9 protein-coding genes are annotated in these 17,344 nt (G+C 60.0%); 5 read left to right on the top strand and 4 right to left on the bottom strand.

The genetic code is table 11. The annotated features are described in order from the left end of the window. Window position 1: 1 nt before the first annotated feature. Both tssM and tagF read left to right on the top strand, forming a co-directional pair. Window positions 2–3,538: a type VI secretion system membrane subunit TssM gene (tssM, locus tag C8N45_RS06550; RefSeq protein ID WP_108385425.1), complete on the top strand. Its 3,537-nt coding sequence runs from the start codon at window positions 2–4 to the stop codon at window positions 3,536–3,538. A 4-nt stretch (window positions 3,539–3,542) separates the two neighbouring features. Then, window positions 3,543–3,983 (top strand): type VI secretion system-associated protein TagF, encoded by a 441-nt coding sequence (tagF, locus tag C8N45_RS06555; RefSeq protein ID WP_108385426.1) that lies wholly within the window; start codon window positions 3,543–3,545, stop codon window positions 3,981–3,983. Here tagF and C8N45_RS06560 read toward each other — a convergent pair. From C8N45_RS06560 to C8N45_RS06575, 4 genes are all read right to left on the bottom strand, one after another. Beyond that, window positions 3,970–6,282: a type VI secretion system Vgr family protein gene (locus C8N45_RS06560; protein ID WP_108385427.1), complete on the bottom strand. Its 2,313-nt coding sequence runs from the start codon at window positions 6,280–6,282 to the stop codon at window positions 3,970–3,972. The genes tagF and C8N45_RS06560 overlap by 14 nt on opposite strands. A 95-nt stretch (window positions 6,283–6,377) precedes the next feature. Beyond that, a complete protein-coding gene (locus C8N45_RS06565; protein ID WP_168769415.1) occupies window positions 6,378–8,780 on the bottom strand; it encodes an ImcF-related family protein in 2,403 nt (800 codons plus the stop codon). Further along, window positions 8,780–9,634 (bottom strand): M15 family metallopeptidase, encoded by an 855-nt coding sequence (locus C8N45_RS06570; RefSeq protein ID WP_108385429.1) that lies wholly within the window; start codon window positions 9,632–9,634, stop codon window positions 8,780–8,782. Before C8N45_RS06570 ends, C8N45_RS06565 begins: the two co-directional genes overlap by 1 nt. Window positions 9,635–9,637: 3 nt before the next feature. Then, window positions 9,638–10,372: a Stp1/IreP family PP2C-type Ser/Thr phosphatase gene (locus tag C8N45_RS06575; RefSeq protein WP_108385430.1), complete on the bottom strand. Its 735-nt coding sequence runs from the start codon at window positions 10,370–10,372 to the stop codon at window positions 9,638–9,640. A 150-nt stretch (window positions 10,373–10,522) separates the two neighbouring features. Here C8N45_RS06575 and C8N45_RS06580 point away from each other — a divergent pair, with 150 nt between their 5' ends. The 3 genes from C8N45_RS06580 to C8N45_RS06590 all read left to right on the top strand — a co-directional run bounded on the left by C8N45_RS06580 (window position 10,523) and on the right by C8N45_RS06590 (window position 17,323). Beyond that, on the top strand, window positions 10,523–11,209 hold the full coding sequence (locus tag C8N45_RS06580; RefSeq protein ID WP_108385431.1) for an OmpA family protein: 687 nt from the start codon (window positions 10,523–10,525) through the stop codon (window positions 11,207–11,209). A 95-nt stretch (window positions 11,210–11,304) separates the two neighbouring features. After that, on the top strand, window positions 11,305–13,008 hold the full coding sequence (locus C8N45_RS06585) for a ShlB/FhaC/HecB family hemolysin secretion/activation protein (RefSeq protein WP_108385432.1): 1,704 nt from the start codon (window positions 11,305–11,307) through the stop codon (window positions 13,006–13,008). After that, window positions 12,959–17,323: a two-partner secretion domain-containing protein gene (locus C8N45_RS06590; RefSeq protein ID WP_108385433.1), complete on the top strand. Its 4,365-nt coding sequence runs from the start codon at window positions 12,959–12,961 to the stop codon at window positions 17,321–17,323. The genes C8N45_RS06585 and C8N45_RS06590 overlap by 50 nt, the downstream gene beginning before the upstream one ends. The last annotated feature ends 21 nt before the right edge of the window (window positions 17,324–17,344 follow it).

A 17,344-nucleotide genomic window follows, 5' to 3' on the forward strand; every position in this document is an offset into this window, starting at 1 on the left:
TATGCGGATTTTGAAATCCATCTTCGGCTTTTTGTTTTCGCGGTTCCTTTGGACCCTGATAGGAATCACCCTGCTCTGCGTTCTGATCTGGTTTTACGGGCCGCTGTTCCAGTTCGGTACCGCGACCCCGCTGGGGTCTGAAATTGCGCGGGTTATCGGTATCGGCCTTATTCTGGTGTTCTGGCTTGTCATGATGCTGATGCGCCAGATCAGGGCCGCGCGCGCCAACCGGATGTTCGTCAGCGAACTGGCCACCCCTGCCGAGGCAAGCCTGACGCCGGGCGAGGAAAACGTGGCAGAGGTGCAGGATAAATTCCTTGGCATCCTTGACCAGATGAAGAAATCCAAGCTGGGGGGGCGTAAATTCCTGCGCGATATGCCGTGGTACGTGATTGTGGGACCACCGGGAACAGGCAAGACAACCGCGCTCAAGCAGTCGGGTCTGAACTTCCCGATTGATCTGTCCGACGACATCAAAGGCGTTGGAGGGACCCGCAATTGCGACTGGTTCTTTACCGATGATGTGGTGTTGATCGACACGGCTGGCCGCTATGTCGAACAGCAAAGTGACCCTGATGTGGATTCCACCGAATGGTTCGGCTTTCTGCGTCTGCTCAAGAAACACCGCGGCAGACGTGCGCTGAACGGCGTTATCCTCACCCTGTCGGTGCAGGAGTTGACCGCGGGCGAAGCGACCCTGCGCGAGCACGGCCGCCAGATCCGCAAGCGCCTGCAAGAATTGCGCGATGAGTTGGGCATTGACCTGCCCGTCTATCTGCTGATCACCAAGGCCGACCTGATTGCCGGATTTGAGCCCTTCTTTCACGATATGTCCAACAGCGAACGTGAACAGGTCTGGGGGGCAACCCTGCCTGTGGGTGCGCGTGTTGATACCGATATGGTTGGCCGCGAGATGAAAGCCTTGCTGCACGGATTGTCACGGCGCACAACCAACCGTGTCGCCGATGATATCCCTGTTGAGGACCGCGCAGCCGCCTTCCGCTTTCCGGCGCAACTGGATGCGCTGACCGGCCCGCTCAAGCAATTGATCGAAACGATCTTTGGCGAAAGCCGCTATGAAGATGCGCCGCGTATGCGCGGCTTCTACTTCACATCTGCCACGCAGGAAGGGTCCCCCGTCGATGCGCTGGTCAACAGCATGGCCGCGAACTTTGGCCTGCCGCGTGCGACCACAGCAACGCGCGGCTATGGCGAAAAGCGGTCATTCTTTTTGCGCAACCTGATGACCGACCTGATCTTTCCAGAGGCTGGACTGGGCACCTTTGACCCTAAAGCAGAGGACCGCCGCCGCTGGATCTGGCGCGGGTCGCTTGTGGCGGCAACTGTGATCGCGTTGGTCGCCAGCGGCCTGTTCATCGGGTCCTATGTGCAGCAGGCCCGCGCGCTTGCATCTTACGAGGACGACCTGAGCGGCCTCAATGCGCGCTTGTCCAACATCGCATCACGACAGGCACCAACCGACCCGCTTGATTTGCCCCTGGCGCTTGACGCCATTGACGAAGTCGCCCGCGCGGGCGGCGCGGCGCCCGCTGGCTTTCTGGCCGCCATCGGCCCCACAGCCAGCGCCGAGCGGCTCCGCGCGCGTCAGATTGCCTATGATCGCAGCCTTGATCATATACTGAGCCCACGCATGGTCGCCCTGCTTGAGGCGACGATGTGGCGACGCATCCGCGACCCCGAATATCTGCTGGGCGCGTTGAAAACCTATCAGATGATGACCGGGCACGCGCCCTTTGATCAGCAGTTCGTTGAAAATTGGTGGGGCGAACAATTGCCGACCTATGCCCCGATTGACCCGTTCCCCGATCAGGCCGCGATTGACCATCAGGCCGCCGCCATCGCCCATATGGCCACATCGCAAGATCGGTTTGCCGCTGATCCGGCCTTGATCACTGCCGCACTGGAAAGCGTCTGCACGATACCGATAAGCCTGCGCGCCTATCGTGCACTGATGAGCGACCCAGAGGTCGCCAACCTGCCCGAATGGGCGCCAGCAACCTACATGGGCCCCAACGGTGCGCAGACATTCACGCGCCTGTCGGAAAAATCCCTGCGCGTCGGCGTGCCCGGTGCCTTTACCTACAAAGGGTTCCACGAAGTCGTAGCCCCCCGCGTGCCCGCTGTTGCAGCCCAAGCTGCGGTAGATCGCACGGTGTTTGCCGGTGGCTGTGCGGAAAGTGCGGATGCCTCCGAAAGCAGTATCGAGGCGGACATCACCAAGCTCTACTATGACGACTTCATCGACAAATGGGACAGCCTGCTGCGTGATTTGCGGATCACCCCGATCAACGATCTGCAACAGGCCAGCAACAACATCAAAGACCTGTCGTCGGCGGATTCATCGTTGCAACGCCTGTTAACGGCGGTTGTGCAGGAAACCGACCTGACAAGGCCCACCGATGCAGAGGTCGCACAGGATGCGGCTGCTTTGGGTTTTCTGGCGGTCGCCCGCAAAAAGGCCGCGACGCTGACCCGAATTGGCAAGAAATCCGGACTAAGCCAGCGCTTGGGCGGTGCCGCCGCCGAAGCGGCGCTGATCGGTGAACCTGTCGCGCTGCATTTCAAACCGCTCCGCGCGGCCGTGATGGAAGTGGACGGCGAACCGCCCTTGCTGACCGACACCAATGCAGCCCTTGTGGCCCTGTCCAACGAATTGCAGATCATTATCGCCAGTCCAAACCCGGCGGCGGCGCTGCTTGCCTCGGGCGGGTTGCCGATATTGACAGGGGCCGTCGCGAACGAGGCGCGCGTGCTGCCAGACCCGATTGATGACTGGGTCGCGGGCATCGCCGACGATACTGACGTTGTGACCCGCGACGCGATTGTGGCGCAATTGAACGCGCGCTGGCGCGCCGATGTGCTGCCATTTTGCAATGCCGCCACCAAGGGCCGTTATCCGTTTGATAAATCCAGCCGCATTGATGTGAATACACTGGATTTTGACCGGCTGTTCGGCCCGGGCAAGCTGGTAGATACTTTCATCAACGACAGCCTTGCCGACTATGTGGACACCGACACGCGGCCTTGGCAGTGGCGTGCTGATTTCGGACTGCCACCCGACGCGCTGGCCCCCTTTGAAAATGCACGCGCCATTCGGGATGCTTTGTTTGCAGGTGGCGTTGGCCCTGTGATCGGGTTCAACCTGACGCCCCAGGACCTGAGCCCCAATGCATCCCGCGTGACCCTGAACGTCGATGGCAACAGCCTGAGCTATTTTAATGCCAGCGCCGCTGCCACGCGCATGTCATGGCCGGGTCCGAACGGAACCAATATGATCAACCTGTCGTTTGTGCCGCTGGATGGCGGGGCAGAGGCGATCAGCACCCAAACCGGAAGTTGGGCGATTCTGCGCCTGATTGATGCGGGGCAACTATCGCCCACAGCACTACCGGAAGTGTTCAACCTGCGGCTGGCTGCCGGTGGCTATAGCGCCAGCTTCCTGTTGCAAGCCAGCAGCGTGATAAATCCTTTCGACCTGACGATCTTTTCGGGCTTCAGTTGTCCCGAAGGATTCTAGAGCCATGGAAAAGGGTCTGTTCGGCAAACTGCCGTCGCATGGTGATTTCATTGCGCGTGGGCTGACGTCACCGCAACGGCAGGCGTTGGATCGCTGGCTCACGCAGAATATCGGTCAAATGACCTTGCCCACTGACGGTTTGCGCCTGCGCTGGGCACTTGGCGGTGCGCCGATGGTCGCCGCGATCATGCCCAGCAAGGACAAGGCCGGGCGTGTGTTCCCGATCATGGCGGTGACCGATGATACAAACGTCAATTGGGCGGACGCAGCTGCCCATGTGCTGGCGCATGCCATCGCGGACGGATCGGATGCACAGGCAACCTTTGACGCACTGCCACTGCCAACCGAACCACCCGGCGCGCCGTTCACCGAAGCGCTGATCTGGCAAAAAGGCAAAACACCGATGCCACTTGCCGCCGCACTACGGACGCTTAGTTCTGGTTGATCTTGCTGCCTTTCAGAGAGATCTCCCCACCGGCCTTGATGTTGATCTTGCCTGATGCGTCAAGGCTGATGTCCTTGCCTTCGATCCCGATCGTCCCGTCTTTTTGCAGCACAATCATCGCGTTGCCGCATTTGATCGTAATTTTACTGTCGGCGGCTTCAAGCAGCAGGTTCTTGTTTGACCGGAATGCGGCATCTTCTTCGGCACTGTGGAAACACTTGCCCGTGACCATATAGGTGCCTTCGCCCTCGACCCAGAAACTTTGATCACCGCCGATCTTTTCTTCCTGATTTCCCTTAAGCTGCAAGGTCTGCGACCCATTGATCTGGGTGGTGTCATTGCCCGAAACCGCATGTTTTTGGTAGCCACCCACAGTGACTGCGCGGTAGCCGGCAACGGTCGTAGACTGCCAGCCGCCTACGGCGCGGCTTTCCACACCGCCGACCTTGTCGCTGCGCAGACCGCCTACTGTGACCTTTTGATCAATCAGCACATATTGGCTGTGTCCTTTCCAGATCTTTTCGTCAGAATCCCCGTCGATCGTGATCTCTTCGTTGCCGCCCACATGCAGCGACCGGTTTGCGCCCACCTGCTCGGCATCGTTTTCCCCGATCTGGACCTGCCGGTTTGCGCCAATCGCTGTCGCCTTGTCATTGGCGACCGTCTCGGTGCGGTCATGGCCGATATGCTGTTCTGCATCATTGCCCACGGACTGGTATGAATCGTTGCCGATTTCCTCTTTGAAGTCGTGCCCGATAACCCGCCCTTCATCATTCTTGACCAACTCGTTGTGGTCCTTTTGGGCTTGAAAATAGACCTCTTCCGATCCTGCCTTATCTTCAAACCGCAGTTCGTTGAACCCGCCGCCACCAAGCGAGCTGTCAGATTTCCAGCCCGATTGCGTGGCATTGCCCGGCAGGCCGTAGGGGGGCATTTGGGCCGCGTTGTAGACCCGGCCGGTAATGATCGGCTGGTCGGGGTCGCCTTCGAGGAAATCGACAATCACCTCTTGTCCGATACGCGGGATCTGGATGAAGCCATAGCCCGAGCCTGCCCAAACCGAACTGACCCGCACAAAACAGGACGAATTCTCATCCGACGCACCCTGTCTGTCCCAATGAAACTGGACTTTCACACGGGCATATTCATCGGTGAAAATCTCTTCTCCGCTGGGGCCGACAACCACGGCAGTTTGCGGGCCGCGCATCACCGGTTTCGGGGTGACGCGGGGTGGGCGGTATTCTTCGGTCGTGGGCGAGAGGTACAAATCAACCTCGAACCCCTCCTCGATCTCTTGGGTCTGGGCAGTATACTGGCCATCCCACATCCGGTATTGCGTGCGCAATACGGCGTATTCGGCATTCTCTGCTTCGCGCGGGAATTCCGTCAGCGTGAAAAGCACACCACTGTGCAAGCCGCGCACAGTGGCGCGGGCAGTCGCGCGCCCCACCGGTGATTTGAGCTCTTCCATGCGCACAGCCGCAAGCGCATCGCCGCGGTCAAGCTCGGTATATTTTCCCGGATAATGATACCTTTCAAGATCGCCCAGATCATGTTCGCCGGAGTTTGCAGACTTGGCGACCAGATCGGCAGCGGGTTTGGTAAAGTCATAATCCGTATGCGTGAATTCGCCGGTGGTCACGGCCGCCTGCCATGCCCAGCGGGTGATGAAATCGCGGTTGTCAAAAGTTGGCGGCAAATCAGGGGCAAAGGGCACCTCTTCATTGCCGGGCACCGTCGCGAGCCCGCTCAGCGTATCCACAAGCACAAGTGTGTGCATGCCTTCGGCGAACTCGAAGAAGGTAAAGATGCCCTCATGCTCCATCCAGCGCATCAGAAAATCGAGATCGCTTTCCCCGTATTGCACGCAATAGGGAATGGGCTGATAGGAACCCTGCAACCGTATTTCATATTTCGCGGCAGGATACTCACCAAAGATCTCTTCGATGATCTCGACCACGCTCATGTTCTGGAAAATGCGGTTATCCGTGGATTTTGACAAGAACCAGAGCCACGGACGCAGCCGCGCATGATAGCGCACCCATTGCCCATTGATTTCCGACAGCCGCAATTCATCGACAAGTCCGTGCAGAAAGACCGGCTCTTCGTCTTCTGACCCGATCTTGATCTCGATCGCCTGCCCAAGAAGGTCGGGGGCTGCGATGTCGATATCCTCGCTGACCATTTCAAGATCAAAATCGAAACAGCTGCTGATCTGGTCGTGGCCCGTCATCTGGGAAAACAGCAAAACATCTTCGCCAAGCGGGGTCTTGATCGTTATTTCGCGTCCTGTGGTCATGGGTCAATTCGCCTTTTGAAAATATGCTCAGCGCGCTCGGGTCAAAAAATCATGACCCTTATAGCCCAGAAAAATCGCTGCGTCAGGTAAGGGTATCACAACCGTTCGGGGCATTCGAAATCTCGCATCAGGTGGCGGACCGAAACGGGGTTTGCGGCGCGCTCGAAGTCCATTTCGACAAACAGCCGACCCGTGTCGTCGCGCATGTCGATCAAAAAGCGTTGTCCGTCGTCGCGGGGGCGCAGCCGCAGATCATCAAGCAGGCGCAGCATCCCCCAGAAGCCGGGGCGCGTCAGCATCTCGCTGGCCGCGCCGCCCTGAAATCGCAGACCAATGCCATCGGCGGGGGCGGGTCCGGGCCACACAAGGCGCGCGGCGGCTGCATTGGCACGCACCGGCACCGACTGCCCCCCAAGCGACAGCGTGGCCTGCCCGCGTTCTGCCAACGCGCCCACGGTCATATCCGCCTGCAAGCTGTCGCCGGAAAACAACCCTGCATCAACCAGCATCGCAGTTTCAAAAAACGCCGCGGTTTCAGGGTCCAGCCCGGCAAAGCGTGCTTCGGTTTTCCAGCGCCACGGGCTGGTTTCCATATCAAGGTTGGGTGCGGCGAACTGTTTGAAATAAAGCGGGATCGCGCCGGTTGGCCCGAACAACTGGCGCAGGTTCGCCGCAGGCAGGTCGCCACCATCGCCAAAAGGGTAGCGCCCGGTCAGGCCACGCACGCATTGTCCAAACACTTTGGTCCAGCCACGGGTCAGCGGGTTGTCTTGCGCGCCACTGCCTGCACTGATCTGGGCCAGCGTATCCTCGACCAGCCGCGCCACAACTGCGGGGGCCGCGCGCAATGACTGGATCGACCGCGCCCTGTTTGCAACGCTCGCCATCGCGGTTTCGCCCCGTGCGGCGTCAATATCGCGGGTGGTCAGCGCCACATTTGCGGTAGCAAAAAGCGCCGCAATCTCGGTCATGCGCCCTTGTTCGACATATTGGATGGCGGGGCCGAAAACCCGCCCGATTTCTGTCTGCAAGGGCCGTGGCCGCGACCTGTCATTGCCGCCCACCTGTTCCCATGTCTGTTCCAGCAGTTGCGGCAACGGCGACCATTCCTGCGCCAATGTCCCGGACACGATGATGGCGGTTTGTGGATTGTCGAAGGGGCGCACGCGCAGATCGGCCAGCCAGTCCTGCCAGAAGACAATGGTTTCTTTCTGCATCCGCGCCATGACCAGATCAGGGGTGTCATTCTGTTGCGGCAACGGCTGGCCAAACAGCGGCTGCGCCAGTGCCCGTGTTTTCTGCACCGCCACGCCTGCGGCGATGTCGCTGGCCTGCTGCCATCCTTGCAGCGTGTATAGCCCCGGCACCATCAGCGGATCGCCCGATTTGCGCAGGGCAACCTGATCCAGCAGGGGCACGGCTTCGCCGGCGTCCCACGAGGGCAGCGCAACCATGTCGGGCGCGCGCAACATTTCGAGCCACGCACGCTCTGCTTCGTTGGTTTGGGCGGCAAAGCCCCGCGCCTGATCCAGGATCAGCGGATCAAGCGGCGCCAGATCCGTGACCGGACCCGGCAGCAGAACAACATGATCCGCAAAGCCATCCAGATCAAATGTGCCCTCGCGGGCGGCAACCCAACCGGCCAGAAATTCAGGTTCCCACGCCGTCTGGCCGCTGATGATCCCGTAGGCGCGCAGGCTGTCATACAACGCCAAACCCTGCCCTTCGGTGGCCAGCGACAGGCTGATGGCCTCTGCAAGAAGCGGGGCTGCGGTTTGCGCCACGGCCTCATGATAGTGATCGGTTGATGCAGCAACAGCATCGGCAAAGGGCAAGGTGATCATGCCTCGCATAGGCGCCTGCGCTGCCGCGTCTTTCACATGCGTCAAATCCCCGGCCAGCGCATTCAGCGCGGTCACAATATCCGACGATTGTGTCAGTCCTGACAGCCTGAGCTTGCTTTCAAATTCGGTGTAAGCGCCCAGCACCTGTTGATGGAACCTGCTTTCAAGATAACTGGCGTAGGCGGCCAGCCCAAAAACCGCAATCACGAGTGCGCCGATCAGGGCAAGCCCGCTTTTGCTGCGCACAGCCTTCACGGGCTTGGCACCCGACAATTGCGCAAGACAATAATCAAGAAACGCTGCCAGATCGGCAAAGTCCGGTCCCTGTTCATGCGCAATTTGCCGGAAGTCGCGGATATCCTGCGCGGTCACATTGCGCCCGTCGAACAGGGCCTGGCGTGCAAGCGCCGACCAGACCCCCAGATCAACGCTGCGCTGTGTGCGCACCGCATGATCGGCCAGCGTGCCCAGCGCCAGACGCGCGGGGCGCGATTGAACAGAGGATACCCCCTGCATTTCGCAGGCTTGGGCAAAGCGCCGCAACCGCACCCCCAATTCATCCGCAAGGCGCGGCAGATCTCGGGTCTCGGCCTGCGTGATGCCGGCGATGAACCGTTCAAAATCCTTTGCATGATGTGCAAACCGACCAGCCATTACAGCAGCCCTTCGCTGGCCCATTTTTGCAGTGTTTCCACGCCAACTTCAAAATGCATCGAGTCTTCGCGCGAATAGGTCGCCCCCCAGAACCAGCCTTCTTCGTTGAACAATTCGGCAATCAGAAGCAGGCCAAACTGGGTGCTGCCGTCACCAAACCCGTCAAGCCGCCCTTGCAGTTTCAGGTCAATCGCCGTGCCCCAACTGTGGTTCGAAATCGACGACCGCGACCCGCGGATCAGACGCACGCAGAGCGCGCCAGCGGTCCCGATAGAGGCATAGATATCCGGCTCTTGGTCTTGCAGCTTGCGCATGATCCGTTCAAGCGAGTCCAGGGCGGGCTTGATCATCGTGACCCGTATCGGGCCGATCTGGCGCGTTTCCATCAACGCCTTGAGGCTGGGGTTTGTCACGCTTTGGCAATCGGTCCCGTACTGCGCGCGCGGCTGGCCCAGAACCTCGCGCATCACGCGGTTGCGCGGCTGCGTGATCCCGCCGTTGAAGCGGCTCGTTGTCAGGATCATTTCTTCGGTCATGGCGACCGTATCATCATGTTCGAAAATCTCGTCCACATCTGACGGGCCGCTGCGAATGACCGTGCTGGCAGGCTCTGTCGGGGCGGCGGCAAGGGCCGCACGCAACGCCGTGACCTCTGCTTTGGCTTGGGCAAGGGCGGCTTCGGCTTCGGCCTGGTCTGCGCGGGCGGCGCGCAGTTCCACTTCGGCGCGGTTCAGCCGGACCAGTGCGCCTCCATCCTCGACCTGCAAAAGCGCGCCAACAACTGCAAACCCCAGCCCCGAGATCACCAATCCAATTGCGATAATGATCGGCCCGACAAGATTTGGCCCACGCATGGCTTATCCCTTTGCCGCCGATACGATAATCAAAGACACATTATCTGGCGCACCGAGATCCAACGTGCGTTGCACCAGTTCAGACGCGATCTCGTCCAGATCGGCCTGCTTTTCCATAATCTGCGCAATGTCGGCGTCGGTCAGACAGGCGGTAAGCCCGTCACTGCACAGCAAAATGCGGTCGCCGTCGCGCATCGGCAAAGTGGCAAATGATACATCAACCGTTGGCCCTACCCCCAAGGCCCGCGTAACGATATTGCGGTCTGGGTGGTGGCGCGCGTCTTCCTTGGAAATAAGGCCGCCGTCGATCATTTCCTGCACAACGGAATGATCCTTGGAAAGCTGGCTCAGCCTGCCATCGCGCAGCAGATAAATCCGACTGTCGCCGACCCAAGCCAGATGAGCGACATCGCCCAAGATCATCGACGCAACGATGGTCGTTCCCATGGTCTGACCAGCACGTCGGGCGCGGTCATAGATTTCGGCGTTTGCGGCTGTGATTTGTTGCTCCAGTCGCGCCTCTGGCTGATCCGCGTCCTCAATCAGGGTCAGGTTGTCGATGACGATAGACGCCGCCACATCGCCGTGACCATAACCGCCCATTCCGTCCGCAACGGCCCACAACTCTCCGGTCGGGTCCAGCAAAATCGCGTCTTCGTTGCGTTCGCGGACATGGCCGACATGCGTCATGCCGGAGCCCTGAATATGAAGTGAATTTTCAAGATTGGGCGTGGTCATTCCGGGCTGCCCATATGGTCCGGGCAGCAATGATGCGGGTACAAATCAAACCTTTGCATATCAATCCAACGTGTGTGCTATGCGTTGCAATAATGCCCAAGTTAGCTTACAATCTTACTTTATACTAACCTTTTTCAATTGGTGATTTACATGCGGATTTTTGCTCTTGCGGCCATAGCCTTTGCATCCTTCGCGGGACTGTCCCACGCTCAGGAATTGAACGATGACGAATTGCTTTCATTGTTCGAAGCGCAGCGCGACGCGTTCCGGGAAGCCGAAAGTGAGGGCACATTGAAGACCCGCAGTCTGACGCTTGTCACCGTTGATAATGTGCAGGCACCGGATCAGGCTGACCTGCCGACCCCTGAAACACCTGTTGCCAATGATGACCTCGCCCCGCTGACCCCCTTGGCCAGCGGCAGCACCGTCACAGCACAGTCTGCCCCGGAACTCGCCACCCCGGCGGGCGAAGAAACGGTGGTTTTCGCACGGCTTGACCCCGCGCTACAGGTCAATCTGGATATCAAGTTTGCCTATGATTCCGCCGCCATTGACGCCAGCCAGCGCCCTACGTTGGACCGCATGTGCAATGTGATGAAGAACAGCGACATCGCCGTTTTCCAGATCGTCGGACATACCGATGCGGCGGGCTCTGACGCTTATAACGAACGGCTGTCACGTCTGCGCGCTGAAGAAGTCAGCCGCTATCTGGTGAGCAGTTGCGCGATCTCTCCCTCCCGGTTGAGCACGCTGGGCATGGGCGAACGGTTTCCTGCCAATGCGGACAATCCGCGCGCGGATGAAAACCGTCGGGTCGAGTTTCAGGCGCTGAGTTGAGGTCAGGTCAACCATACTTGCCCTGCGATTGTTTGCCGCTAGACTTGGAGCCGTATCAGCGACTTTTTTCCTTTAACGATTTGTAGGTTTTAAAGATGAATACATTTGCCAGCCGTTCCCTGCCCCGCACTGCTGCAATTGCTTTCATCCTTTTGGGCGCGGGCCACGCCACAGCCCAGACCGCAAGCGAAGTCACCCCCGAAAGCTTTCAACCTGCGTTGCAGACGCTATCCGGGGCGATTGTCTTTGACGGCACACCGGGCACACAGGCACCCGAGGGCGCAGAAACCATCGGGATCACCTTGTCGGGTGTGATGATCGTTGGTGCGATTTCCTCCCTTGCGGAGGCAAATACCGCGTTTGAAACCCGGCTGACCCGTGGCCGCGTGCCGGTCTCTGAATTGTTCGAGGCTACGGCAGCGCTTGAAGAGGCCTATGCCAATGCAGGCTTTGTTCTGACCCGTGTTGTGCTGCCCCAGCAAACACTGCGCGATGGCGGTGTCCTGCGGGTCGAGGTTGTGAATGGCTTCGTTGAAACGGTTGATGCAGCCGCTGTGCCGCCAGCGGTGCGCGCCCGTCTTGATACGCTCGTTACCCCGTTGGTGGACCGTCCCGGCATCACCTTGCCCGAACTGGAACGTCAGCTGCTGTTGGCGGGCGATGTATCAGGTGTCGCGCTTAGCTCTGCGCTGGCGGCCGGTCAGCGTCAGGGCGGCACCATCCTCGCGCTGGATGCCCAGTTCCGCCCCGTGACAAGCTTTGTGGGTATCGACAATTTTGCCAGCGCTGCGCTGGGCAAACCTACCTATAATTTCGGGGTTGAGCTCAATTCACTGCTCAATCAGGGCGAGACATTCTATGGTCGTTTCTCAACATCGGCCGAGAACGCTTTTACCGACGAACCACGCTACCGCGTGGGCGCGCTGGGCACCCTGTTTCCGGTGGGGACATCAGGGTTGACCGTCAATCTTGAAGTCACCCGCAGCGTGACGAACCCCGAAAGCGATATCGCAGATACGGATTCATCCTTTGACCGGGAATCGCTGCGCGTCGCCTATCCGTTCATCCGGTCGCGGCAAAAGAACCTGTCGGGACAGATTGCCTTTGATCACCAGATCGACCGCCAGAATATCCGGGCCGGCGGCGACACATCGCCAATCTACAGAGACGAAATCAATGTGGTGCGGATCGCGGCCAACGGCAGCTATCGCAACAGTGATGCGGCTGTCTCCGAGGGCGGCATCATGTTCTCGCGCGGGCTTGATGCCTTTGGCGCGAGCGACGGCGAAGGCACGCCCTTGTCGCGCGAAGGGGCCAGCCCCGCCTTTAGCAAACTCACTGCGTCGTTCCGGCATGAACGCTCGCTTGGCGACAGCTTTTCGCTGTCAGTCGCCGGGCGCGGCCAGGCATCATTTGGCGATACGCTTGTCGCCGCCGAACAGTTCGGACCAGTAGGTGCCGGTGATTTGTCAACATTCGACGCGGGTGCTTTGCGCGGTGACAGCGGCGCAGTCCTGCGGACTGAACTGGCCTATGTGACCCGGACTGACGTCGCAGGGCGCGGGCTGGCGATTGCCCCCTATGCCTTTGCGGGTGCGGGGTATGTCAGTCTGGCAAACCCTACGGCTGTTGAGGAGGAGACAACCAATGCCTCGTCTTTCGGGGTTGGAGTAGATTTTTTGCTGCAAGGAGAGTCACCATTCCGGGCAGATAGTGTGCGTATCGAATTTGGTAGGGGGAGCCGTGACAATGGCGACGACGAAGACAGGATCAGTATCTCGGGCAACCTCCGTTTCTGAACGCAAAACGCGGCTTTTGACGGCGCTGGTCTGCTGTGTCTCACCGCTGGCACTTTTTGCGCAGGACTTGCCTGTTGGCGGCAATGTCGTGTCGGGCAACGCCCAGATTTCCACGCCCAGCGCCAACCAGATGACCGTAGATCAAGGCAGCGACAGGGCGGTGATCGACTGGAACAGCTTTGATGTGGGCGCAGGCGCTGAATTGCGCTTTAACCAGCCATCAACATCCAGCGCGGTCCTGAACCGGGTCACGGGCAACACAACGACCGATATTCATGGGCGTCTGACCGCGAATGGCAGCGTGCATATCGTCAACCCCAACGGCATCCTGATTGGCCCGGGTGGCACTGTGCAGGCGGGCGGCGGCTTTGTCGCCTCGACCCTTGATATCACCAACGATGATTTCATGAATGGCAACCTGCGCTACAGCGGCAATGGCCAGTCAGCGACGGTAGAGAACGCTGGCACAATTACAGTGGGGCGCGGCGGCTATGCGACCCTGCTGGGCGGGCACGTCAAGAATTCCGGCGTGATCGCAGTGCCCATGGGCCGTGTCGGCTTTGGCTCTGGTGAGCGCGCGACGCTTGACTTGTCCGGGGATGGCTTCTTGCAGGTTGCTGTCCCGACCGACGCGGACAGCGCCGAGGGCGAAGCACTGATTGAAAACGCGGGCACAGTCTCGGCCGAGGGCGGGATTATTGAGATGCGCGCAGCCACTGCCCGCGATGCAGCGCGAAACGCCATCAACCTGTCCGGCGTTGCAGAGGCAACGTCAGTCCGTCAGGTTGGCGGCGCAATCGTGCTGGGTGGCGGGTCCGGTGGGCAGGTCAATGTCTCTGGCCGAGTGTCCACCCGCACCAAAATCGTGACCGCCGTCGATACCTCCCCTCGCCCCACGGCGCGCCCCCGCAATACCGGCGGCGAAATCCTGATTACCGGGGCCGATATCAGCCTTGAGGGGGCGACGCTTGACGCCAGCGGCACTGAAGGCGGCGGGCTGATCCGCGTTGGCGGTGATTTTGCCGGGGCGGGTGACGTACCCCGCGCGCAGACGCTGCAAGCTGATAGCGGCACCTTGATCAGCGCCGATGCGCTGATGAACGGCGATGGCGGGCGGATTGTCCTGTGGTCCGATATCCTGACCGAGACCGAAAGCACCCTGTCAGCGCGCGGTGGCGCAAACAGTGGCGATGGCGGCTTTGTCGAAGTGTCCAGCGCACGCACCTTGCAGTTTGCCGGATTGTCCGACACGCGCGCGCCCAACGGGGCCACGGGCACCCTTCTTCTGGACCCGACAAATATCACGATCAACCCCGGCGCAGATGAACTCAGCATCGAAGCTGCGCTGACGACAAACAACGTCGTGCTGGATACATCGCCTGTGATTGGCGGCACACCTCCGCCCGACCCCATCGTGAACCCGCAAGGTGAGGTGCCGCCGGGCGAAGACCCGGGCAATATCACCATCAATGCAGAAATCGACTGGACAAGTACCAACCGCCTGACCCTGCTGGCTGACAACAACATTGACCTGAATGGCGCCATCAACGGGCGAAACGGGACACTGGTGCTCAGCGCGGGGGTGGTCATCAACTTAGGCTCGGGCACTGTCGTCATCCCGGGTGACATCACCGCAACCGGCACAGTCGATGTGGGCACATTCATTCTTTCCCGTGGCGACTGGAACCAACTCGACACGTTATCTGCCTTTTCAGCAGGGGATTTTCAGCTTCGGGATGGCACCAGCTTCCTGCGCGGCGAAAATATAGATGGCGAAGGGACGGTGGGCCTGCGTGACGTTTACGGCTTGCAAGGCATGACAACGTTGCCGGATCAGTTCTATGTCCAGCTGGAGGATATCCGCGCGGAGGGCACCAGCGACTGGAACACCAGCACTGAAGAGCTCACTGGGTTCGACCCGATTGGCAGCCGCGGTGAATTTACCGGGTCATTTGACGGGCAAAACTTCATCATTTCGGGCCTGACCATTTTTGGTGTCGGAGACGCGGGCCGCGACACAGCACTGTTTGATACAGTCGGTGCGAACGGCAACATCAGCAATGTCGTTCTGGAGGGCGCAAATATCGCGGGCAACAGCGCCGCAGGTATCGCCGTCACCAATAATGGCAACATCAGCGCCGTCAGCGTCGCTGGCAGCATTGTTGGCAGCGGGCCAAGCGTTGGCGGCATCGTGGCCGAAAACAACGGGTCACTCGTTGACAGCCGCAGCAGCGCCAGCGTGCGCCGGGCGGAAACGACCGACAACCCCCTGACCAGCATTGGTGGCGCGGTTGGCAGCAACGACGGCACAATCGCACGGGTTCACGCGACCGGCGATGTAGAGGTTCTGGACCGGGCCATTTGTTGCCTGAGCATCGCAGCAGGCGGCTTTGTCGGCGACACATCGGGCGGGTCGATCATCGATTCCTATGCGCAGGGTGACGTGACCGTGACGACACTGGCGGATGGCAATGGTGAGATCAACCCGCGCAGTTATGTTGGTGGCTTTGTCGGGCAGGCTGATTCTGCAGACCTGATCAGCCGCTCTTATGCGTCGGGTGCTGTCACCCGCACCGCATCTGGTGCGACCAGAGGTCAGGCAGGCGGTTTCGCGGGGATCGTGTTTGAACCCGGCGGCGGCGGCTCGAACTTCTGGGATGTTGTATCGTCCGGGCTAACCACAAGTGACATGGGCACCGGCCTGACCACAGACCAGTTTCAGGATACCGAAACCTTCCTCGGACTTGGTGCGGCCCAAGGCTGGACCTTCACCGGGCCAACGGCACCTTGGGCGCCGGGTGATGACCTCCGCTATCCAACGCTGTACTCTACATCGCAGGTCGTTTTTATCGAGCCAGCCCCCGTCCTTCTTAGCATTATCTATGGTGAAACGGACAATGCGACCACGCTTGCCACGGCCACAGGCGGGCCGGGGCGCTATGCGTTTGATCGCACGGGTGACCCTGACTTCGACTTTGGCCTGCCCATCGGCGGCTTGAACTTTGCAGATGAAAACGTGGGATCGACCACCTTTGATGTTGGTCTGACGACTTTGGACACAGAGTCAGGCGATACCTATGATGTGGTGGATCGGCTTGGATCAGCCAGGATCACGGCGCGCGGCTTGCTGATTACCGCAGACGATGTGGTAAAAACCTATGGCACCGATCTTGTTTTGGGTGTCGATGATATCACCGTTTCCGGCACAGCGTCCGAGGTGCCCAGCGGGCTCGTCGCGGGGGATAGCGTCACCGCGATTACGCTGACCAGCGAGGGCGCACCAGGCGACGTGCTTGTGTCTGAAACCCTTTACGACATCATTGCAACAGATGCCGGGGGAACCGGACTTGCGAACTACGATATCAGCTATGTCGACGGTTCACTTGTTGTAGCACCCGCGCCGCTCTTGCTGAGCTCTTTGGGCAACGCCGTGGCCGATGACCAGCCAGCGTTGGTTACGGATGAGGATTACGTCGTCTCAAGTCCGCTATTCAACGGCGACCGCATCGATTCCGTGCTGTTGGACGGAGAAGGCGCGCTGCGCAACCAATTGGACAGCGCAGGCCCGCTTCCGGTCTTGTTCGAGGACACAACAGGCGTTGGCATGGCCAACTATGCGATTGTGCTTGATGGGCTTACATCTGAACCCGCCGTTGTCGAACCAACGCCTGGACCGGGTCCAACCGGCTCTGGCGAAAGCGGGGTAATCGCGCTGCCGCCCGTTCCCTTCTTTGATCTGCCGAACCCGGTTGACGTCCTGCCTGCTGAATTCAGTCTGGCGCTGAGTCCGATCACTGTTGCTGCCAGCGTGGGCAGCGCAGGTGCATCGGACCCGGTTGGTGACGCGACCGAAGGCCTCGCCAAGGCCCGTGTGGCCGCCGACGGCTTGACCGACAAAGTGCGCGCCTGTTCCGGAAACTCCGAAGACGTAGAAGCTGTCTTGGCCTGTCTGTCGGATGCCCTGAACGATTTCGCCGTCGAATTGGACCGCATTGTTCTTGATCTGCCGCCAGAGTTGGGCAACGTCGCGCAAATCATTCAGGATGCCCGTCAGGGAGTGGACGCAGCCCGCGCCCGCGCAACCGCCCGTCTGTCCACAGCCACGACCGAGGCCGAGCGGCGGGCGATCAGCACTGATGCCCTCAACGAGGCCCGCGCCGCCGTTGATGCAGCTGGTGTCGAAGTCCGCAAGGCCCTGTCGCTGGTTCGTGTCGCCGACCCGGAACTTGCGGGCATTCAGCGTGCGACGATCACAACGGTTGCAGCCGCCGTCGATGGCGTTAGCATCGAACTGGCCCGCGTGACGGGTCTGTAAACACGGGGCAAAGAGGCCGAT

The sequence above is a fragment of the Yoonia sediminilitoris genome, assembly GCF_003058085.1.
Classification (GTDB): domain Bacteria; phylum Pseudomonadota; class Alphaproteobacteria; order Rhodobacterales; family Rhodobacteraceae; genus Yoonia; species Yoonia sediminilitoris.